This window comes from Kaistia dalseonensis (assembly GCF_030814715.1).
Classification (GTDB): Bacteria; Pseudomonadota; Alphaproteobacteria; order Rhizobiales; family Kaistiaceae; genus Kaistia; species Kaistia dalseonensis.
Map to the genome: position 1 here is coordinate 164,702 of NZ_JAUSVO010000004.1, position 21,478 is coordinate 186,179.

The 21,478-nt window shown below is 63.4% G+C and carries 17 protein-coding genes; 11 read left to right on the forward strand and 6 right to left on the reverse strand.

Going from position 1 to position 21,478, the window contains the following annotated elements; translation table 11 throughout:
• The first annotated feature begins 107 nt into the window (after positions 1 to 107).
• The 5 genes from tal to QO014_RS14645 all read left to right on the forward strand — a co-directional run bounded on the left by tal (position 108) and on the right by QO014_RS14645 (position 5,827).
• Complete coding sequence (gene tal / locus QO014_RS14625; RefSeq protein WP_266349462.1) at positions 108 to 1,076, forward strand: transaldolase; 969 nt, start codon at positions 108 to 110, stop codon at positions 1,074 to 1,076.
• A gap of 299 nt (positions 1,077 to 1,375) precedes the next feature.
• A complete protein-coding gene (locus QO014_RS14630) occupies positions 1,376 to 2,305 on the forward strand; it encodes a dihydrodipicolinate synthase family protein (protein WP_266349463.1) in 930 nt (309 codons plus the stop codon).
• A gap of 9 nt (positions 2,306 to 2,314) precedes the next feature.
• The gene (locus tag QO014_RS14635; RefSeq protein ID WP_266349464.1) at positions 2,315 to 3,559 is read left to right on the forward strand and encodes an NAD(P)/FAD-dependent oxidoreductase; all 1,245 of its coding nucleotides are present in this window, start codon (positions 2,315 to 2,317) and stop codon (positions 3,557 to 3,559) included.
• A gap of 2 nt (positions 3,560 to 3,561) precedes the next feature.
• A complete protein-coding gene (locus tag QO014_RS14640; RefSeq protein WP_266349465.1) occupies positions 3,562 to 4,578 on the forward strand; it encodes a 4-hydroxyproline epimerase in 1,017 nt (338 codons plus the stop codon).
• Between the two features lie 214 nt (positions 4,579 to 4,792).
• Positions 4,793 to 5,827: an NAD(P)-dependent alcohol dehydrogenase gene (locus QO014_RS14645; protein ID WP_266349466.1), complete on the forward strand. Its 1,035-nt coding sequence runs from the start codon at positions 4,793 to 4,795 to the stop codon at positions 5,825 to 5,827.
• 28 nt (positions 5,828 to 5,855) lie between these two features.
• Here QO014_RS14645 and QO014_RS14650 read toward each other — a convergent pair whose 3' ends face one another.
• From QO014_RS14650 to QO014_RS14665, 4 genes are all read right to left on the reverse strand, one after another.
• Entirely contained in the window at positions 5,856 to 6,653 is a 798-nt protein-coding gene (locus tag QO014_RS14650; protein ID WP_266349467.1) for a hypothetical protein, read from the reverse strand.
• A gap of 656 nt (positions 6,654 to 7,309) precedes the next feature.
• Entirely contained in the window at positions 7,310 to 7,951 is a 642-nt protein-coding gene (locus QO014_RS14655; RefSeq protein ID WP_266349468.1) for a hypothetical protein, read from the reverse strand.
• Positions 7,952 to 8,554: 603 nt separating this feature from the next.
• Positions 8,555 to 9,289, reverse strand: a complete 735-nt coding sequence (locus QO014_RS14660) for an SDR family oxidoreductase (protein ID WP_266349469.1) — start codon at positions 9,287 to 9,289, stop codon at positions 8,555 to 8,557.
• A gap of 11 nt (positions 9,290 to 9,300) precedes the next feature.
• The gene (locus QO014_RS14665; protein ID WP_266349470.1) at positions 9,301 to 10,410 is read right to left on the reverse strand and encodes a mandelate racemase/muconate lactonizing enzyme family protein; all 1,110 of its coding nucleotides are present in this window, start codon (positions 10,408 to 10,410) and stop codon (positions 9,301 to 9,303) included.
• A gap of 245 nt (positions 10,411 to 10,655) precedes the next feature.
• Here QO014_RS14665 and QO014_RS14670 point away from each other — a divergent pair, with 245 nt between their 5' ends.
• The 5 genes from QO014_RS14670 to QO014_RS14690 all read left to right on the forward strand — a co-directional run bounded on the left by QO014_RS14670 (position 10,656) and on the right by QO014_RS14690 (position 15,128).
• The gene (locus tag QO014_RS14670; RefSeq protein ID WP_266349471.1) at positions 10,656 to 11,450 is read left to right on the forward strand and encodes an IclR family transcriptional regulator; all 795 of its coding nucleotides are present in this window, start codon (positions 10,656 to 10,658) and stop codon (positions 11,448 to 11,450) included.
• 117 nt (positions 11,451 to 11,567) lie between these two features.
• Complete coding sequence (locus QO014_RS14675; RefSeq protein ID WP_266349472.1) at positions 11,568 to 12,398, forward strand: amidohydrolase family protein; 831 nt, start codon at positions 11,568 to 11,570, stop codon at positions 12,396 to 12,398.
• 23 nt (positions 12,399 to 12,421) lie between these two features.
• Positions 12,422 to 12,751, forward strand: a complete 330-nt coding sequence (locus tag QO014_RS14680; RefSeq protein WP_266349473.1) for an L-rhamnose mutarotase — start codon at positions 12,422 to 12,424, stop codon at positions 12,749 to 12,751.
• A 64-nt stretch (positions 12,752 to 12,815) separates the two neighbouring features.
• On the forward strand, positions 12,816 to 13,973 hold the full coding sequence (locus QO014_RS14685) for a CaiB/BaiF CoA transferase family protein (protein WP_266349474.1): 1,158 nt from the start codon (positions 12,816 to 12,818) through the stop codon (positions 13,971 to 13,973).
• 9 nt (positions 13,974 to 13,982) lie between these two features.
• The gene (locus QO014_RS14690) at positions 13,983 to 15,128 is read left to right on the forward strand and encodes an ABC transporter substrate-binding protein (protein ID WP_266349475.1); all 1,146 of its coding nucleotides are present in this window, start codon (positions 13,983 to 13,985) and stop codon (positions 15,126 to 15,128) included.
• On the opposite strand, the gene glgX is transcribed toward QO014_RS14690, so the two are convergent.
• Both glgX and glgA read right to left on the reverse strand, forming a co-directional pair.
• The gene (gene glgX, locus QO014_RS14695) at positions 15,119 to 17,185 is read right to left on the reverse strand and encodes a glycogen debranching protein GlgX (protein ID WP_266349476.1); all 2,067 of its coding nucleotides are present in this window, start codon (positions 17,183 to 17,185) and stop codon (positions 15,119 to 15,121) included. The genes QO014_RS14690 and glgX overlap by 10 nt on opposite strands.
• Complete coding sequence (glgA, locus tag QO014_RS14700; RefSeq protein ID WP_266349477.1) at positions 17,182 to 18,681, reverse strand: glycogen synthase GlgA; 1,500 nt, start codon at positions 18,679 to 18,681, stop codon at positions 17,182 to 17,184. The genes glgX and glgA overlap by 4 nt, the downstream gene beginning before the upstream one ends.
• Before the next feature lie 300 nt (positions 18,682 to 18,981).
• On the opposite strand from glgA, the gene QO014_RS14705 reads away from it, so the two are divergent.
• On the forward strand, positions 18,982 to 21,468 hold the full coding sequence (locus QO014_RS14705) for a glycogen/starch/alpha-glucan phosphorylase (protein WP_266349478.1): 2,487 nt from the start codon (positions 18,982 to 18,984) through the stop codon (positions 21,466 to 21,468).
• Positions 21,469 to 21,478: the final 10 nt, after the last annotated feature.

The window sequence follows — 21,478 nt, forward strand, 5'->3', positions numbered from 1 at the left end:
TGTTCGGAAGGACAATTTCCCGCTTCCATTTGAAGGCCAAGGTGCTCATATGCCGGATATGCGCGGAAGGCGCCGATGGCGCCCGGTACAGCTTGGAGGAGCGTCAGATGACGTCGAAACTCGATCAACTCAAAGCCATGACGGTCGTCGTTGCCGACACCGGCGATCTGGAGGCGATCAAGACGTTCCGGCCCGTCGATTGCACGACCAACCCGTCCCTCGTCCTGAAGGCCGCCGAACTGCCGCAATATGCGGACGTGATCGACGGTGCCCTTGCCTGGGGCAAGAAGCAGGGCGGCTCGAGCGAAGCTATCGCGGCTGCGGTTGCGGATCGTCTCGCGATCGTCTTCGGCGCGGAAGTGTCGAAGCTCGTTCCCGGCCGCGTCTCGACCGAAGTGAACGCCGATCTCTCCTTTGATACGGAGGCCTCGCTCAAGAAGGCGCGCGCGATCATCGCGACCTATGAGGAGCTGGGCATTCCGCGCGAGAAGATTCTGATCAAGCTCGCATCGACCTGGGAGGGTATCCGCGCGGCGGAAATCCTCCAGAAGGAAGGGATCGACTGCAACCTGACGCTGCTGTTCTCGATCGCCCAGGCCGTCGCCTGCGCCGATGCCGGCGCTTTCCTGATCTCCCCCTTCGTCGGCCGCATTCTCGACTGGCACGTCAAGGCGAGCGGCAAGCAGTTCGAGCCGGAAGAAGATCCGGGCGTCCTCTCGGTCCGCAGCATCTACAATTACTACAAGACACACGGCATCGAGACTGTCGTGATGGGTGCATCCTTCCGCTCAACCGGCGAGATCGAGGCGCTGGCCGGTTGTGACCGCCTGACGATCGCCCCCGCTCTGCTCGAGAAGCTCGCTGCCGACGAGGGCACGCTGGTCCGCAAGCTCGATGCGGCCAATCCGGGCGCGAAGCCGGCCACGCTCACGGTCGACGAGAAGACGTTCCGCTGGATGATGAACGAGGACCAGATGGCGACCGAGAAGCTCTCGGAAGGCATCCGCCAGTTCGCCAAGGACCTGCGTACATTGCGGACGCTCGTGGCCAAGAAGCTCGAAGGCGTGCCCGCCTAAATCTGTCGGCTGCTATGCGTCTATGACGCTCAGGCGCCGTCCTCTCTCCCGCATGGCGGGGGGGATTTGGGAAGGCGCCTATCTGCCGCGAGGCAGGGCATTGTCCTCGATGATGCCGGAGTCCGGGCATCGACTTTTCCGACCTCTTCCGCTTTGCGGGAGAGGGACTGAGGATCAATCACCCGCCGTGGTTCGCCCGGCGGGTTTCTTTTTGTCTTTTGATACGCCGGGACAGCTTGCCAAATCCGTTTCGACTCGTCTAAATACAAACTGTCGACAAATCAAAGAGGAGAGCGACCATGGATCCGAGAGCGACCTGGAAGGGCGTGTTCCCGGCAGTCACGACCCAGTTTCGCCCGGACTATTCGGTCGATCTCGATGCCACCAAGGGCGTGATCGAAGCGCTCGTGCGCGACGGCGTCTCCGGCCTCGTCATCTGCGGCACGGTTGGCGAGAATTGCTCGCTCCGCCGCGAAGAGAAGATCTCGCTGATCGAGGTCGCCGTTTCCGTTGCCAAGGGCAAGGTTCCGATCATTTCCGGCCTTGCCGAATATACGAGCGCCTTCGGCGCCGAATATGCCAAGGAGGCCACCAAGGCCGGCGTCGACGGCCTGATGGTGATGCCCGCCATGGTCTATCCGGCCAAGCCCCGCGAGACGCTGGATCATTTCACGACGATCGCCAAGGCGACCGATACGCCGATCATGATCTACAATAATCCGCCCTCCTACCGGACGGACGTGAACCCGGCCATGCTGGCGGGCCTCGCCGATATCGATACGATCGTCGCATTCAAGGATTCCTCGGGCGATACGCGCCGCATCGTCGATGTGCGCAACATGACCGGCGACCGCTTCATCCCCTTCTGCGGCCTTGATGACGTCGTGCTCGAGAGCGTCGCGCTCGGCTGCGTCGGCTGGGTTTCCGGCATGTCGAACGTGTTCCCGCGCGAGGGCGAGACCCTGTTCCGCCTGATCCGCGATCGCCGCTTCGACGAGGCGATGGCGATCTATGACTGGTTCATGCCGATCCTGCATCTCGACGCGCGCTCGGATCTCGTCCAGGCGATCAAGTACTGCGAGAAGTATATCGGTCGTGGCACCGACCTGACCCGTGCCCCCCGCCTCGGCCTCGACGACGCCGAGAAGGCCGAACTGGACGCGGTGATGAAGAAGGCGCTGGCAACGCGGACGGTGTTGCCGGAAGTCGGCCTGCCGCTCGCAGCCTGACGCAAGCCAATGCGCGTCGCGGTCATCGGTGCTGGAATCATTGGTGTCGCGGCGGCGCATGCGCTTCTCGACGAAGGGCACGTGGTCGACCTGATCGACCGCGAAGGGATTGCGGCCGGCACATCGCAGGGCAATGCCGGCTGGATCGCCCATGTCGACATCATGCCGCTGGCCTCGCCCAAGGTCTGGCGCAATCTGCCGGCCTGGGCGTTCGATCCGCTCGGGCCCCTCTCCATTCGGCCGGCCTATCTGCCGAAGCTTCTCCCCTGGCTCGCCCGCTTCATATCGGCGAGCCGGCCGAGCCGTATCGAAGCCTCCGTGCAGGCGATTGCGGCGCTGAATGGTCGCGCCTTGCCGGCTTGGGAAAGGCGGCTGGATGGCCTCGGCCTCGAAGGGCATCTGCGCCGCAAGGGGCTGCTCTCGATCTGGGATGACAAGGCAGCTTTCGAGGCCGCCCGCCCGCTTCTTGCGCGCCAACGCGCCATGGGCATTCCGGTCGAGGAACTCGACCAGCGCGCCTTGCAGGCCTTGGAGCCGGCCCTCGGGTCGCGCGTGATCGCCGGCGCGCTCTATGGCACGGGCTGCCATGTCTCCGACCCGCGCGATCTCACGCTGGCGCTGGGCTATGCCGCGCTCGATCGTGGCGCAACCGCGCGCCAGTTCGGCGCCGTGGCCCTGAAGCCGCAGGCCGACGCCATTGCCATTCGCACCTCGATGGACAGCATCGCGCTCTATGACCGCGTCGTGGTCGCGGCCGGTGCTTGGTCGAAGCCGCTCGCCGCCTCGCTCGGCGACGCCATCCCGCTCGATACGGAGCGCGGCTACAATGTCACCCTGCCGGCTGGTCGCCTCGGCCTGACGCGCCCCGTCATGTTCGAAGGCAAGGGCTTCGTCACGACGCCGCTCGATACCGGCGACCGGATCGGCGGCAGCGTCGAGTTTGGCGGCCTCGATGCCGCACCCAACTACAAGCGCGTCGACGCCATCCTGTCGCGACTGCGACGGTTCCTGCCCGACGCGGATCTTTCGGGTGGCACGCGCTGGATGGGCTTCCGCCCCTCCATTCCCGATTCCCTGCCGGTCATCGGCCGCGCCGCGCGCGAACCGCGTGTCGTCTATGCCTTCGGCCACGCCCATCACGGCCTCACACAGGCCGCCGCGACCGCCGAGATCGTCGCCGATCTCATTGCGGATCGTCGGCCGACGATCGATATAGCGCCCTATTCCCCCAAGCGTTTCGCCGAGAGGTTTTGAGCATGGCTCGCCATTCCTTCTTCTGCATCGACGGTCACACCTGCGGCAATCCCGTCCGCGTCGTCACGGGCGGCTCGATCCCCGTCTTGAAGGGCGAGACCATGTTCGACAAGCGCCAGCATTTCCTGGCCGAGTTCGACTGGATCCGGAAATCGCTCTGCTTCGAGCCGCGCGGCCACGACATGATGTCGGGCTCGATCCTCTATCCGCCGTCCTCCGACGCCTATGACGTCGCGATCCTGTTCATCGAGACCTCGGGCTGCCTGCCCATGTGCGGTCATGGCACGATCGGCACCGTGACGACGATCATCGAGCACGGTCTCGTCACGCCGAAGATTCCGGGCCTGCTGCGGCTCGAGACACCGGCGGGCCTCGTCGAGGCGCGCTATGTCCAGAATGGTCCCTATGTCGACAGCGTCACGCTGACCAATGTGCCGTCCTTCCTGCTCGGCCGCGATTATGAGGTCGAGGTCGACGGCATCGGCACGCTCAAGGTCGATATCGCTTACGGCGGCAATTTCTACGCGATTGTCGAGCCACAGGAGAATTATGCCGACCTCTCCGACCTGGAACCGTCGGATATCGTTCGCCTGTCGCCGAAGCTGCGCACGGCCTTCAACGAGCGCCATTCGATCGTCCATCCGACCAATCCGGCGCTGAACAAGCTGACCCACGTCCAATGGACCGGCAAGCCGAAGAACCAGGGTTCGTCGGGCCGCAATGCGGTCTTCTATGGCGACAAGGCGATCGATCGCTCGCCCTGCGGCACCGGCACCTCGGCCCGCCTGGCGCAACTCTTCGCGACAGGGCGCCTGAAGGAGGGCGAGGCCTTCGTGCATGAGAGCATCATCGGCTCGACCTTCACGGGCCGGGTTGCCGGCACGACGACGGTCGGCGACAAGCCCGCCATCATCCCGACCATCGAGGGCTGGGCCCGCGTCACCGGCTACAACACGATCTTCGTCGACGACCGCGACCCCTTCTGGGCCGGTTTCCAGGTGGTCGACGGCGCGCCATAGGCGCTGCGCGCGCCGCTTGAGGAGGGGCCCCTCTGCTCCCTCGTCCTTCTCGGGCGGGGGAAGGCCCGATATTCGGGCTCCTACGCGACGGCAAAGCCGGGAGCACCTTCCCGGCGGTCGTTCGCTTGGCCGTCCTTCGCCACCCGGCGCATTCCTGTGGAATGAGGGGCGCACCTCAGCTAAAAGAGCGCGTTGTGATCAGGAGGATCCTTTCATGCGTGCGCTCGTCCTTGAAGAAAAGCTGAAGCTGTCGCTGCGCGACATCGACCTGCCGCTCGATCTCGGACCGCGCGACGTGAAGATCGCCATCCACACGGTCGGCGTCTGCGGTTCCGACGTGCATTATTACACGCATGGCCGCATCGGGCCCTTCGTCGTCAACGCGCCGATGGTGCTGGGCCATGAGGCCGCCGGCACGGTCGTTGAGATCGGTGCCGAGGTGAAGTCGCTGAAAGTCGGCGACCGCGTCTGCATGGAGCCCGGCATCCCCGATCTCACATCGAAGGCGTCAAAGCTCGGCATCTACAATGTCGATCCGAGCGTGACATTCTGGGCGACGCCGCCGGTCCATGGTTGCCTGACGCCCTATGTCGTTTTCCCCGAAGCCTTCACCTACAAGCTGCCCGAGAATGTCTCCTTCGCCGAAGGCGCCATGGTCGAGCCGTTCGCGATCGGCATGCAGGCGGCCGCCAAGGCTCGGATTGTTCCAGGCGATACGGCGCTGGTGATCGGCGCCGGCCCGATCGGCATCATGGTGGCGCTGGCGGCGCTGGCTGGCGGCTGCAGCCGCGTCTATGTCTCCGATCTCGTCAATGAGAAGCTCGCCATTGCGGGCCAGTATGACGGCATCGTCCCGGTCAACATCCGTGAGACCGATCTGAAGGCCCGTATCGCTGCCGATACGGACGATTGGGGCGTCGACATCGTCTTCGAAGCCTCGGGCAGCCCGCGCGCCTATGACGGCATCTTCAATTTTGTCCGTCCAGGCGGCACGATCGTCTTCGTCGGCCTGCCGGTCGAGCCCATCGCGCTGGATATCGTCGCCGCGTCGGCGAAGGAAGTGAAGATGGAGACGGTGTTTCGCTACGCCAATGTCTTCGACCGCGCGCTGTCGCTGATCGCATCGGGCAAGGTCGACCTGAAGCCGCTGATCACCGGCGTCTACAGCTTCGAGGACTCGATCGCTGCCTTCGAGCGCGCGGCATCAGGCAATCCCAACGACGTCAAGCTGCAGATCACCCTCGGGTAGAGCGGGGCGGAGATCGGTGGCGTTGTGGTTAGCTGGGGCTCGCCGCGCGTGGGATAGTGTTGAGTGTCGTCGCACCTTCCCCTGCGGTACCTGAAGATCCACCCGACCTGCCGCTTCGGAGAGCCAAGGCCAGAACAGCCGCGATGTCGACGCCAGGAATGGATGCGACGGCGCGCGCGATCGCGGCCGCTGCCGAAGGAAGTGCCGCAATCACGGCACTGGCGATTTCGGCAGCGCGCGGCGGGAACGCCGCAGCGATTGCCCTCGCAATTTCTGCTGCCAACCAAGGATTGGCCGTCGCGGCCGTTGCGGCAATAGCTGCGACATAATCAGGATAGAGCTTTGCCAGCGCGACGAGCGCGTCGAGATCATCCGATGCGGCAATCGCCTGGTCAGCTATCTCCAAAGGAAGGTCGAACCGGGTTTCAACCGGTTCCTGTGAGAGCGAGGCCAACGCGCGATTGATTTCGGGCGCCGCTGCTGGAATGGCATATGCGGATGCCGAAGCCACTTCACTCATGGCCGCAGGAACCGCCGCTACAACGGCAGCGGCAATCCTTGCTGCGGCACCCGGATTGGAGATCGCTGCAGCCGCGGTGATAGGGCCGATAAAGCCGGGATTGAGAACAGCAATTGCTGCTACCGCCTCAGGATCGCCAGCAGAGTCGACGACCTGAATGGCGAGCGGTTCCGGCATATCCGAGATCACCCCGAGATCGGCGGCTTTCGCTGACTCCGAGATCAAGGAGCATGGGGCAACGATAATCGTAGCATAGATAGTTCGCGTCAAAATATTGTGTATTTGTAAAAACACTGCGCGCACCATTCGGCTTAAGATCAGAAGCTATTGATTGCTGATGATCAATATTCTGGGCCATTCTGAGATGAGCGCAGTTACGGCAGGCCGGGGGTCCTGCGCTGCACATCGTCTAGCATGCAGCATGCTGCATTGCGACGTCTGGATTCCGCTACGGCAGTCTGTCAGGTCAAGTTCCGCGCTAGGGGATCGTCGGTGGCGCATTCGATATCCGTGATGGATCCGATTGGGACTGTTCCCGGCGCGGCCGTACGACTTAGATTCCTACATTGATATAATGTATAGATTAATATATCTATAAATTATAACATATAATTTTCTCTGTTAACAGAAACAAATTATACTAGATGAGTGGATTGAGACGGAGATATGCTTCTATTGGAAAAATTTACGTTATGAAATTGGAATTATTTCCAGGATAGAAGCTAAGTCGACCTGTTGATCGTACGCAAATCTGGGGGTGACTGTAATTCTGGCAATGCAGGAAAGAGGGCTAGCCCCCTGTCTGCCACCGCAGCTGGCGGCTATCACGGTACAATCAAAATCCCGTGATTTCGTCCGACGTGGCCCAAAAAATGGCGGTCAGGCCGACGGGGCGGTCTTCAGAAGAAATCGACCTGCCGTTGGGGTGCCGGCAGGTTCTGCGCTGAGCGTCGGGTCAGTGGTTAGCTCGGGCTTGCGGGTCTTCCAGTGATGATATCGCCGCCGCCGTCGCCGCCCGTATTGTCATTGTTGCTGCGATTATTGGCGTTGCTGGCATTTCTTGCGTCGGAAGCCGTCTTGCCGGCCGCCGCGACTGCCGCGACGTTGACGCCGCGAACGGAACTGACAGCCGCCACGATGGCCGCGATGTCGACGCCTGGAATGGAGCCGAGGGCCGCGACGATGGCGGCAGCCGCACCGGGCACCGCTTCCGCCACGGCCTTGGCGATCGCCGCAGCCAGGGACGGGTACAAGGATGCCACCGCCTTGGCTATGGCTGCCGCGGCATCGGGAACAGCCAAGGCTACGGCCTTGGCGATGGCGACGGCTGCTGCGGGCACCGCCGACGCGACTGACGCGGCAATATCAGCGGCAGCGCCGGGATTGGCCAGAGCGGCCGCGGCCGCGATGGATGCCGCCTGTTCCGGATTGCCAGCGGCAAGCGAAGCGACCGCATCCGGATCTTTGGCAGCATTGGCTACGGCTTGCGCAAGCGTCGGTGACAGCTCCTGCGCATAGGCAACGGTCGGTATCAAGATAGTTGCAGAGGCCAATAGCGAAAAGCAGATGGCCAGCGAAACCAAGGTCTTGCGAATATGCCTCATCGGGGGGGGCCTCATCTAGCAGCGCTTTTCAAAAAATGAACTTCAGCCCAATTTATCAACACCGCCCTGAGGGGTGCATGAAATAACCTGCCACCGTACACTAGCGTTATGCCGTATAGCACAACTCATGTTGCGGCGCGAAGCGAAACCTTGATTCCGCTGCCAGAATCTCGCGGCATTGTCAGGTCTCTTTTGATATCCCGGTAGAATTCACGTCAAACTGTCAGAGTCTGAAATATTCCGGGATCGGCCGGAGGCGATTGCTTGGAGTAACGCGCAAGCGGTCAACCCGATGGATTGCAGCCCGCACAGATGATAAATGCTTGTTCGAATGAATGAATGAAGCATAATTCATAGTATTGCGCTATGAATTATGAACAACCCAGAGGCGGTGACCCCGCGGAAAGATGTGATTCAGTTTTTTCGGCGGCCGGACCGCGGTCGCGCAGCAAGTGCCACGGCAATCGAGGCGGTGGCACTGCAGGCCCATGGGCGAGTAGTGGTGCGAGCTACGGCTACAGCGCGCAGGACGGCCTTGACCCGCAGGGTGCCGGCGCAGCCAGCACCCAATCTGTCGATCCCGCCCTACCGGCAGGCCGTCTGTCAGTTGACCCAGCCGCCATCGATGATGTGCATCTGGCCGGTCGTGTAGGTGGCGGTGGCGAGGTAGATGGCGAGGTCGGCGATTTCTTCCGGGGTACCGATGCGCCCGATCGGCTGGCGGGCGATGAAGGCGGCGCGAGCGGCTTCATAGTCGCCCTGGGCCTTGAGTCGCTCCTGCAGGGAGGGGCTTTCGACCGTGCCCGGGCAGATTCCATTGCAGCGGATGCCCTTGGTCACATAATCGGCCGCGACCGACTTGGTGAGGCCGACCGTAGCGGCCTTGGTCACGCCATAGGCAAAGCGGTTCGGCACGCCCTTGATGCTGCCGGCGACGGAACAGATGTTGACGATCGAGCCGTCGCCCTGCGCCAGCATGCCGGGCAGCGCGGCCCTGATCGTGCGCCACATCGATTTGACGTTGAGGTCATAGGCGAAGTCGAGATCGGCCTCTGTCGCCTGCTCGATCGTGCCGGCATGGACGATGCCCGCGCAATTGAACAGCACGTCGATCGTACCGATCTCGGCGACGAGCGCGTCGACATCTTCGGCCTTCAACACGTTGAGCGGACGGGTCGTGATCCGGTCGACACCGGTCAGTTCGGCAAGCTTGGCTTCATTGACGTCCGTAGCCCAGACCGTTGCGCCGGCGGCCGCGGCCTGCTCGGCGATCGCGCGTCCGATGCCCTGTGCCGCCGCCGTGACCAGCGCGACCTTGCCTTCGAGCTTTCCGCTCATCGTCACTTCCTTCACTTTCCAACCGCAAATGTGGAGCCATCGACCGTCTGGCGGTCGATGGCCTCGAAATCCCAGGCAATGCCGAGCCCTGGTTCGGCGCTCGGCACGGCATGGCCATCCTCGATGGTCATTCCCTTCGTCGTGAGGCTGTCCAACTGCGGGATATATTCAACCCAGCGCGCATTGGGCACGGCCGAACAGAGGGCGACGTGGAGTTCCATGAGGAAATGCGGGCAGACCGAAACGTTGAACGTCTCGGCGAGGTGCGCGACCTTGAGCCAGGGGGTGATGCCGCCGATCCGCGCGACGTCGACCTGCACGATGGAGCAGGCGCGCCGCTGCAGATAGTCGCGGAAATGCGGTGGTGAATAGAGGCTCTCGCCGACGGCGATCGGGATCGATGTCGAAGCCGACAGGCGGATATGGCCGTCAACATCGTCGGCCGTCAGCGGCTCTTCCAGCCAGCCTATATCGACGGCTTCATAATGGCGGGCGCGCCGGATCGCCTCGTCGACGGAAAAGGCCTGGTTGGCGTCGGTGAAGATCTCGAAGCCGGCGCCGACGGCGTCGCGCACGGCGGTGAGCCGGGCCACATCCTCATGGATCGGCCGGCCGACCTTCATCTTGGCGCCGCCGAAGCCGCTTTCCTTGGCCTTGAGCGTGTCCTCGACGATCGCCGCGGTGGGCAGGTGCAACCAGCCCCCTTCGGTGGTGTAGAGGCGGATCTTCTCCTGCGCGCCGCCGGCCAGAACATGCAGCGGCAGGGCCGCCTTGCGCGCCTTCAGGTCCCACAGCGCCGTATCGATCGCGGCGAGCGCCAGCGAGGTGATGGCGCCGACCGAGGTGGCGTGGGTGAGGAACAGCAGGTCGCGCCAGATCTGCTCGATCATGCCGGCTTCGCGGCCGATCAGGGCCGGTGCCAGGGTCCGCTCGATCAGCGACATGATCGCCGGCCCGCCGGTCCCGATCGTGTAGCTGTAGCCGGTGCCGACCGCGCCATCAGCGTCGATGATGCGGATGATTGGCGTTTCCTGGCTGACGAAGGACTGGATCGCGTCGACCCGCTTCACCTTCGGCTTCAGATCGACCATCAACCCTTCGACGCGAACGATTTTCGCCATGCTTTCCTCCCTCCCTGTCACGGAGCGCGTGGCGACCCGGACCGGGCGACAGCCCAGGTCCCGGGAACGGCATCGATACCCCCGGTCCACACCCTAGCGGGCCTCCTCCGAGACGCCCCGCCAACAAAATCGGATTGGAGCCCTCAGCATCCACTATTGAATGGAGTATTCGTATATAAGCGAATTTGACTGAATCAAGTCAACGTCTAACTTGCCGGAACGGCCCGGGAGGACAAGGGACGATCATGCTCGACGACAATAACGACCGCTACCGCGCGCCTGCCCTCGACAAGGGGCTCGACATACTGGAACTGCTCGCGGCCACCGACCAGAGCATGACGCAGGCGGAGATCGCCAAGGCGCTCAATCGCTCGCCTAACGAGATTTATCGCATGCTCGACCGGCTGGTGCGGCGCGGCTATGTCGCGCGCGTCCTCGGCGATCGCTACGAGCTAACCCTACGGCTGTTTGCCCTCGCCCATCAGCATGCCCCGGTGCGTCGTCTGGTCAGCCAGGCGCTGCCGGTCATGCGCAATTTCTCCAAGGATGCCGAGCAGGCCTGCCATCTCGCCGTCTATGATCGGGGACGCGTCGTCGTCGTGGCCCAGATGGATGCACCGAGCTATTGGAGCTATTCGATCCGCGTCGGCGCGCATGTGGGGCTCTATAACACCGGCTCGGGTCACGTGTTGCTGGCCTTCGCCACCCCGGCGCTCCGCGCCATGATGGAGGCTGAGCGGGAGCGGGAGGGGCGCATGGATGACGAGGCGCGCCCTGACGGGCTGGACGAGCGCCTCGCCCTCATCCGGCTGCAGGGCTACGAACTCATGCCGAGCCTGCAATCCGAGGCGGTCTATAATCTCTCCGTCCCCGTGCTGGGCGCCAACGATACCGCGCTTGGCGCGCTCACATGCCCGTTCCTGCCGCGTATCGATCGATCGAACGTGCCCGACATGATGGAAGCGCTCGGCATATTGCGCGGCGCGAGCCGGGAACTGTCCCAGGTGCTTGGTCGGGGCGACGAGCAGGCTCCAGACTGATCAGCGCCGATCGCAGCGTCTGCTGCTGGACCAATCGGCCTCTTGCGCCTGCCGTGCTTATATGAATGATACGCTCACCTGTGAACGGACTGCATGACTCGGTGTGGGGGACAAATCTTGCGGATCATCGATACTCACCTGCATCTCGTCTATCAGGAGCGCCTTCGCTATCCCTGGCTTGCGGGCGCGCCGGCGCTGAACCGCAATTTCACGCTCGATGATTACCTGCCCCAGGCCGAGGCGCTCGGCATCAGCGCGATGCTCCATATGGAGGTCGATGTCGCCGAGGAGGACATGGAGGTCGAAACGGCGTTCGTGACCGGTCTCGGCCGTGGCGTGGTTGGCGCCATCGCCGCCTGTCGTCCCGAAAGCCCCGATTTTCCGGCCTTGCTGGAGCGCTATGCGCAGAATCCCAAGGTGAAGGGGCTGCGGCGCATTTTGCATCAATCGCCGGATGAACTCGGCCAACGGCCGATCTTCACGGAAAATCTGAAGCGCCTCGCCGCCTATCCCATCAGCTTCGATTTCTGCGTGTTGCCGCACCAGATTCCGATCGCCATCGCGATCGCCAAGGCGGCACCCGATGTTCAGTTCATCATCGATCATTGCGGCGTGCCGAACGTCAAGGACGAGGCTTTCGAGCCATGGCGGACAAACATGTCGGCGATTGCCGAATTGCCGAATGTCGCGGCGAAGATCTCCGGCGTCATCGCCTATGGCGATCCTGTCAATTGGACGGTCGATGATCTCAGGCCCTTCGTCGAGCATACGATTACGGCCTTCGGCTGGGACCGCGTGGTCTGGGGCTCGGATTACCCGGTCTGCACGCTGACCGCCGATCTCGGACGCTGGGTTGCGGCGACGCATGAGATCATCAAGGGTGCGAGCGAGACCGAGAAGGCCAAGCTTCTGCATCAGAACGCCGAGCGGATCTATCGGCTCGGCTGATCGACAGGCGAGGGGAGGGCGACATGCAGCGCATGGGACAGGTTCTGGCTCTGAAGCCGGACGCAATCGACGAATACAAGCGCCTTCACGCCGATGTCTGGCCGGGCGTCTTGGCCAAGATCGCCGAATGCAATATCCGCAACTATTCGATCTATCTGCGAGAGCCGGAAAACCTGCTCTTTGCCTATTTCGAATATCACGGCAGTGATTTTGCCGCCGACAGCGCGAAAATGGCGGCCGATCCCCTGACGCAGAAATGGTGGTCGGTCTGCGGGCCGTTGCAGCAGCCATTCGAGAGCCGCGCCACGAGCGAGTGGTGGGCGTCGATGGAAGAGGTATTCCATACGGACTGACACCGTCGCCACCACATCACGGCTCGAGCAAGACCGCAGGACGATCGCAAGAAGAAGCGCGCGCATGGCTGATTTTGAATTGCCGCTGGAGGGCCTGCTCGTCGTTGATCTGAGCCAGTTCCTGTCCGGCCCCTATTGTGCGCTGCGCCTGATGGATCTCGGCGCGCGGGTCATCAAGATCGAGCGACCCGATGGCGGCGATCTCTGCCGGCGCCTCTATTTGACCGATACCGAGATCGGCGGCGATTCCACGCTCTTCCACGCGATCAATCGCAACAAGGAGAGCTTCTCGGTCGACATGAAGAACCCGGCCGAACTGGAGCAATTGAAGAAGTTGCTCGCCCGGGCCGATATCGTCATGCAGAATTTCCGCCCCGGCGTGATCGAGCGCCTCGAGCTCGACTATGAGGCCGTCCGGGCGATCAATCCCGATGTCGTCTATGGCTCGATCACGGGCTATGGCCGGGAGGGCCCATGGGTCGGTCGTCCGGGACAGGATCTGCTGGCGCAGGCGCGCTCCGGCATCACATGGCTGAATGGCGATGAAGGGCAGGGGCCGGTGCCGTTCGGGCTCGCCATTGCCGATATGCTCGCCGGTGCCGCCCTCTGCCAGGGCCTCCTGGCGGCGCTGGTCCGGCGCGGGATTTCCGGCAAGGGAGCCCATGTCGAGACCAGCCTGATGGAGGCGCTGATCGACGTCCAGTTCGAGGTGCTGACGACCCATTTCAACGATGGTGGGCGCCGGCCGCGCCGTTCGAGCTCCCGCAGCGCCCACGCCTATCTCGCTGCGCCTTATGGCATCTATCCGACAGCCAATGGCTATCTCGCCATCGCGATGACGCCGATCCCCAGGCTCGCCGATCTGCTCGGCATGCCGGAACTCGATCCCTATCGCGACGAGCCGAAGAGCTGGTTTTCGGAGCGCGACGCCATCAAGGCGCTGCTCGCGGACCGTCTCGCCCTCGAGACGACCGAATACTGGCTGGCGATCCTGGAACCCGCCGACATCTGGTGCGCCAAGGTGCTCGAATGGCCGGAATTGCTGCAGAGCCAGGGCTTCACCGCGCTCGACATGCTGCAGACAGTCGAGCGCGCTGACAATGTGCGGGTGACCACGACGCGCTCGCCCCTTCGTGTCGACGGCCATCGCGCGATCAGCGCCAGCGCGGCGCCGCGGATCGGGGAACATACGGAAGCGATCAAGGCTGAATTCGGACTCTGAAAGGACACCATGCCGACCCATCCGATCACGCTCAAAGGCATGACCTGGAGCCATCCGCGCGGCTATGACCCGGTGGTCGGCTGCGCGGCGATCTATCAGGAGAAGACGGGTATCGCGATCGAATGGGAGCAGCGCTCGCTGCAGGACTTCGAGAGCTTTCCGGTCGAGGATCTGGCGCGGAATTTCGACTTGATCGTCATCGATCACCCCCATGTCGGGCAGGTGACGAAAGAAGGCTGCCTGACGCCGCTCGACGTGCCGGGCCGCGACGATGAACGCCTCGCGCTCGAGGCGGGCTCCGTCGGTCGCTCCTATGAAAGCTATCATTGGCAGGGCCGCCAATGGGCCTTTCCGATCGACTCGGCGACACCTGTGCTGGCATTCCGGCCAGACCTTGTCGCCTCGCCGCCTTCGAGCTGGGACGAGGTCTTCGCGCTTGCCGAGGCAGGCCATGTGCTGGCGCCGCTCCGCTCGCCTCATGCGCTGATGATGTTCTTCACGCTCAGTGCCCATCTCGGCACACCGTGCAGTGTGGTGGGACCAGAGCTGATCGCGATCGATGCGGGTGCGCGCGTTTATGAGCTGATGCATCGGCTGGCGCGGTCCATGCCCTCGGTCGCCTTCGAACTCGATCCGATCGGGGTATTCGAGCGCATGGCGGAGGCGGGCTCGACGGTCGCCGTGGCTCCCTTGCTCTATGGCTATGTGAATTATGCGATCGACGGGTTTCGTCCACATCGCCTGGGCTTTGCCGACATGCCCGTCGTGGATGACCTGCCGCCGCATGGTTCGGCGCTGGGCGGCACGGGGATCGCGGTTTCAGCCTATTCCACGCAGAAGGACGCGGCGATCGATTTCGCCTATTGGCTGGCGAGTGCCGATGTGCAGCGTGGGCCCTATATCGCTCATGGCGGGCAGGCGGGACATGCGGCAGCCTGGGCCGATGATGCGGCCAACCGGCTGACGCATGATTTCTATCGCGCGACACGGGCCACGCTCGAAGGTGCCTGGGTGCGGCCGCGCCACAATGGCTATATGCATTTCCAGGAGGAGGCTTCGCAGCGGATTAGCCTCGGATTGAAGGCCGGCGAGCACGGAGAAACCGTGATCGCCGACCTTAATGCCTTGTTCCGGCGTAGTTTTTCTCACGCCTGACCGGTCTGCTCCCAGACGACCAGCGAACGGCCCGGCATGGTCCAGTGGCCGTTCGCGACCAGCGTCTTGCCCTCGGCCGCCTCGGCCGTATCGAGCACCGCGCGCCAGCGTCCGCCTAAGCCCGGTGCCACGAAATCGACGTCAACATGGGAGGCGTTGAGCATGACGAGCATGGCCGGCTCGTTCTTGCGGGTCGGCGCGAGGCGGACGGCGAGGCATTTCACATGCGGATCGGCCCATTCCTGGTCGGTCATGCGGGCGCCGCCGGTTCCGAACCATTGCACGTCGCGCTGTCCGAGCTTTGTTCGTGCGCCGGTCAGGAACTCCGCCCGGGCAAAGGTGCTGCGTCCCTTGCGGAGCGCGATCACCTTGGCGACGAATGCCGTCAGCTCCGGATCGTCCCGCGTCCAGTCGACCCAGCCGATCTCGTTGTCCTGGCAATAGGCGTTGTTGTTGCCGCCTTGCGAGTTGTCGAGTTCGTCGCCGGCGAGCAGCATGGGGACGCCCTGCGATAACAACAGCGTTGCGATCAGATTGCGTTTCTGGCGCTTTCGCAGTGCCAATATTGCCGGATCGTCGGTCGGGCCTTCGGCGCCGCAGTTCCAGCTGCGATTGTCGTCGGCGCCGTCGCGATTGTCCTCACCATTCGCCTCATTGTGCTTGTCGTTGTAGGAGACGAGGTCCTCGAGCGTGAAGCCGTCATGGGCGGTGACGAAGTTGACGCTCGACCATGGCCGTCGCCGCCCCTCGTTGAAGAGATCGCTCGAGGCCGCGAAGCGGGAGGCGAAGCTCGGCAGCAGGCCTTCCGCGCCCATCCAGAATTCGCGCACGACATCGCGGTAGTCGCCGTTCCATTCGGAGAAGCCGGCCGGGAAATTGCCGAGCTGGTATCCGCCCGGTCCGACATCCCAGGGCTCCGCGATCAGCTTCAGCTGGCCGAGCACGGGATCCTGCAGGATCGCATTGAAGAAGGCGTGGCGCGGATTGAAGCCATCCGGCTCACGCCCGAGCGTCAGCGCGAGGTCGAAGCGGAAGCCGTCGACGCCATAGACATTGGCCCAGAGGCGCAGGCTGTCGAGCACCATCTGCAGTACGCGCGGATGGTTGGTATCGACCGCATTGCCGGTCCCGGTCAGGTCGTCATAGTAGCGCTTGTCGTCCGGCATCAGTCGGTAATAGGAGTAATTGTCGATGCCCTTGAAGGAGAGCGTCGGGCCGAGATGATTGCCTTCGGCGGTATGGTTGTAGACGACGTCGAGGATCACCTCGATACCGGCCTCGTGCAGCCGGTCAATGGCGCCGGCGATCTCCGGCAGCCCGCCGCCATCGATGTAGCGGCTCTCCGGCGCGAAGAAGCCGATCGTGTTGTAGCCCCAGAAATTGGAGAGGCCGCGTTCGAGCAGATGGCGATCCTGCACATAGGCGTGGATCGGCAGGAACTCGACCGTCGTGACGCCGAGCTTCTGCAGATGTTCGATCGCCGCGGGATGGCCGAAGGCCGCGAATGTGCCGCGAATATCCTCGGGGATCAGCTTGTGCCGCATCGTCCAGCCGCGGACATGGCTCTCATAGATCACCGTCTGCGGCCAGGGCGTGCGCGGCCGCTTCGACCTGGTGAAGGGCTCGGGCGAGATGATCCGCGCCTTGGGCATGAACAGCGCGCTGTCGCGCTCGTCGAGCACCAGATCGGCCTCGCCTTCGGCCCCGATTGTGTAGCCGTAGAGCGCATCGTCCCATTTGAGCTCGCCCACCAGCTCGCGGGCATAGGGGTCGAGCAACAGCTTGTTGGCGTTGAAGCGATGGCCGTTCGCGGGGTCCCAGGGCCCGTAAACGCGGTAGCCATAGAGCTGGCCCGCCTTCACGTCGCCGACATGGCCGTGCCAGACGCCGTTGGTGCATTCCTGCAGATCGATGCGCTCCGTCTCCTTCGAGCCGTCGGCCGAGAACAGGCAGAGCGTCACGCCATCGGCATGATCGGAAAAGAGCGCGAAATTGGTGCCCTTGTCGTCCGGCTGGGCGCCAAGGGGAAAAGGTGATCCGACATCCAGTTTGCTCATGCTGCGGAAGCCCTTGCCTCACGCGCCGGCGCCGCCAGCGTCTTGCGGGCCAAAGGGAGCGACACCGGGCGGACGACCGCGATCCCGGTCACCTCCTCATAGAGCCGTTCATAGGCGGCCGCCGGCTCGTCCCAGTCGAACACCTTCCGCATCGCCGTGCGGCGCATCGCATCGAGCCGCCCCTTGTCGGCGAAGGTCTCGAAGGCGCGATTGCAGGCTCCGAGGAAGTTGTCATAGGAGAAATCCTTGAACAGGAAGCCGGTCTCCCCATCCTCGATCGTGTCGGCAAGGCCGCCGGTTGCATGCGCAACTGGCAGAGCGCCGTAGCGTTGCGCCTGCATCTGCGTCAGTCCGCAGGGTTCGAAGCGCGACGGCATCAGGAAAAAGTCGCTCGCCGCAACCAGGCGGTGCGCCATTGTGTCGCTGAAGCCGGCGATGAGGCCGATCGATCCGCGATGGCGGCGCGTCAGGTCGAGCAGCATGCGCTCGACGCCCGGATCGCCGGTGCCGAGGATCGCGATCTGGCCGCCCTGCTCGACGATATGGCCGGCGATCTCGGCGACGAGGTCGAGGCCTTTCTGGTGCACGAGACGGGAGACGACACCGAACAGCGGACCGTCGGAGGCGGAAAGACAGAGCGACGTGCGGATGAAATCCGTGTTCGCCCGCTTGCCCTTCAGGTTTTCGGCCGAGAACGGAAAGGGCAGGTGCTTGTCGGAGCTCGGGTCCCAGCCCTCTTCGAGCCCGTTCACGATGCCCGAAAGCCGCCCCTCGGCGGCGAGGCCGCGCGTGACGCCGTGCAGGCCGGAGCCGAGATGGTCGGAGGTGATCTCGTCGGCATAGGTCGCACTCACGGTTGTCACACGATCCGCGTAAATCAACCCGGCCTTCATGAATGAGATGTAGCCGTGGAACTCGACGCCGTCGGTCCGATACGCATCATGCGGAATGCCGAGCGCGTCCAGCCGGTCGGCGGGAAAGACGCCCTGATGCGCGAGATTATGGATCGTCAGGATGGACGGCATTTCAAGGCCCGTCCATTGCATGTAGCCGGGGGTGAGCGCCGAGGTCCAGTCGTTGACGTGGACCAGATCGGGCTTCCAGTCGAGGCCTTCGATGCCGCGCGCGATCTCGGTCGCGGCGAGGCAGAGGCGGGCAAAGCGAAGATCGTTGTCGCCCCAGTCATAGCCTTCCGGCGTCGTGTAGGGGGTGCCCTGCCGCTGATAGAGCGAGGGTGCCAGCACGAGATAGACGGGGATGCCGTCATGGGTCTGGCTCTCGCCGATCAGGCAGGGCTCGATCGCGGCATGGCCCGGCAGCGAGGCGACTACGGACAGCGAACTGATCTTGTCGAACACACCCTGATAGGCCGGCATCAGGATGCGAACATCGATGCCTCTCTGCTTCAGGGCCCTGGGCAGGGCGGCGGACACGTCGGCCAGTCCACCGGCCTTCGCAAAATCTGCAAACTCGCTTGTTACGAATAGCGCCTTCATGGACCGGCCTGCACCCTTTGAAGATGATCAATTGAGAATGGGTTCGATAGATGATCGGCCGGCCGGTTTCGCCACTGAGGGGACGTCCGCTAGCCTGAACAGCAAACGCAACGTCAAGGGCTTTGGTTGCGGCGTGGTCATGCTCTAATTTGCGCCAGCGCGCGGGTGCCTGCAAAATGGGCGGCATCCTTGTTGCATGGCATTTCGGACTTATCGGCATGGCGCCTTCGCCAGCATGCCGATAACGGGATGAGACAATCGGGCGACCGGGGACGAGGCTTAACGATGAGAGACGCCGCAATGACGACAGAAGCTGTGATCCAGTCGACCCAGCCCACGCCACCCTCGCCGGTGTTCGAGGCCGAGGTCGCCGCCGTGCGCGCGGCGATTACCGCCAAGCTCACCTACTCGGTCGGCAAGAACGCAGTAACCGCCAGCGACCGCGACTGGTTCCTCGCCACCGCGCTCGCCGTGCGCGACAAGATGGTCGATCCCTGGATCGCGTCCTCCAAGGCGACCTATGCCGAGGGACTGAAGCGCGTCTATTACCTGTCGCTCGAATTTCTCATCGGTCGTCTGCTCTTCGACGCGATGAACAATCTCGGCCTGACCGAGAGCTTCCGCGCCGCGCTCGGCGATCTCGGCGTCGATATCGACCGTCTGCGCACCGTCGAGCCCGATGCGGCGCTCGGCAATGGCGGTCTCGGCCGCCTCGCCGCCTGCTTCATGGACTCGATGGCCTCGCTCTCCATCCCAGCCTATGGCTATGGCATCCGCTATGATCACGGCCTCTTCCGGCAGGTGGTGAAGGGCGGCTGGCAGCAGGAATATCCCGAAAACTGGCTCTCCTTCGGCAATCCCTGGCAGTTCGAGCGTCCCGAGGTCGTCTATGACATCCAGTTCGGCGGCTCGGTCGAGGCCCAGATGGGGCCGACCGGCATCGCCCGCTATATCTGGCATCCCTCCGAGACGATCGAGGCGGTTGCCTATGACACGCCGATCCCCGGCTGGCGCGGCCGCCACGTCAACACGCTGCGCCTCTGGTCGGCGCGGGCGGTCGATCCGCTCCGCCTCGACGCGTTCAATTCGGGCGATCACATCGGCGCGCTGGTCGAGCAGGTCCGGGCCGAGGCCATTTCCAAGATCCTCTATCCGAGCGACGAGAGCGCGGCCGGCCAGGAACTGCGCCTGCGCCAGGAGTATTTCTTCGTCTCCGCCTCGCTGCAGGACCTGATCTATCGCCACGTCCGCACCTATGGCGACATCCGCTCGCTGCCGGACAAGGTCGCGATCCATCTGAACGACACGCATCCGGCGATCAGCGTCGCCGAACTGATGCGCATCCTCGTCGACGTCCGCGACATTCCGTGGGACGAGGCCTGGGGCATCACGGTCAGGACGCTCGGCTACACCAATCATACGCTCCTGCCGGAGGCGCTCGAGACATGGCCGGTGCCGCTGCTCGAGCGGCTGCTGCCGCGCCAGATGCAGATCATCTACCTGATCAACGCGATCCATCTCGAAAAGGCCAAGACCGTCTCGCCCGAGGGCTCGTTCCTCTCCTCTGTTTCGCTGATCGACGAGAATGCCGGCCGTCGCGTGCGCATGGGGCATCTCGCCTTTGTCGGCTCGCATTCGATCAACGGCGTCTCGGCGCTGCATTCGGATCTCGTCAAGGAGACGATCTTCCGCGATCTCGACGCGGTCTATCCCGGCCGTATCAACAACAAGACCAACGGCATCACTTTCCGCCGCTGGCTCCACGAGGCCAATCCCGGCCTGACGCGCTTGCTGGTCGAGAATTGCGGGCCGGCCATCCTTGATGATCCGACCGGCCTCGACCGGCTGATGCCGCATGTCGGCGATCCCGGCCTGCATGCCGAATTCGGCGCGGTGCGTCGCCACAACAAGGTCGCGCTCGCCAAGCTGATCCGCGACCGGCTGGATATCCGTGTCAATCCGAACGCGCTGTTCGACGTCCAGATCAAGCGCATCCACGAATACAAGCGCCAGCTCCTCAACATATTGGAGACGATCGCGCTTTATCAGGCGATGAAGGCCCAGCCGCACAAGGACTGGGTGCCGCGCGTCAAGATCTTCGCCGGCAAGGCGGCGGCGAGCTACCATCAGGCCAAGCTGATCATCAAGCTCGCCAATGACGTGGCGCAGGTGGTCAACAGCGATCCGACCGTGCGCGACATGCTCAAGGTCGTCTTCCTGCCGAACTACAATGTGAGCCTCGCGGAAATCATCATTCCGGCCGCCGATCTCTCCGAGCAGATCTCGACCGCCGGCATGGAGGCCTCGGGCACGGGCAACATGAAGCTCGCCCTCAACGGCGCGCTGACGATCGGCACGCTCGACGGCGCCAATGTCGAGATCAAGGAGCATGTCGGCGACGACAACATCTTCATCTTCGGCCTGACGACGGCCGAAGTCGCCGCGCGGCGCGCGCAGGGAATCGACGCGAGCGGCACGATCGCCAATTCGCGCCGCCTGGCCGATGTGCTCGAATCGATCGAGAACGGAATTTTCTCGCCGGGCGAGCCCGCCCGCTTCGCCGCGCTGACCACGGCTTTGCGCCATCACGACTACTTCCTGGTGACGGCGGATTTCGATTCTTACTACGCAGCTCAACGAGACGTTGACGCGTTGTGGTTGGACAGAGCAGCATGGTGGAAAGCGAGCCTCACGAATACGGCTCGGGTCGCCTGGTTCTCCTCCGACCGCACCATTGCGGAATATGCGCGGGAGATCTGGAACGTACCCGTGACGCCGGCGGGATGAGGACGCGTTA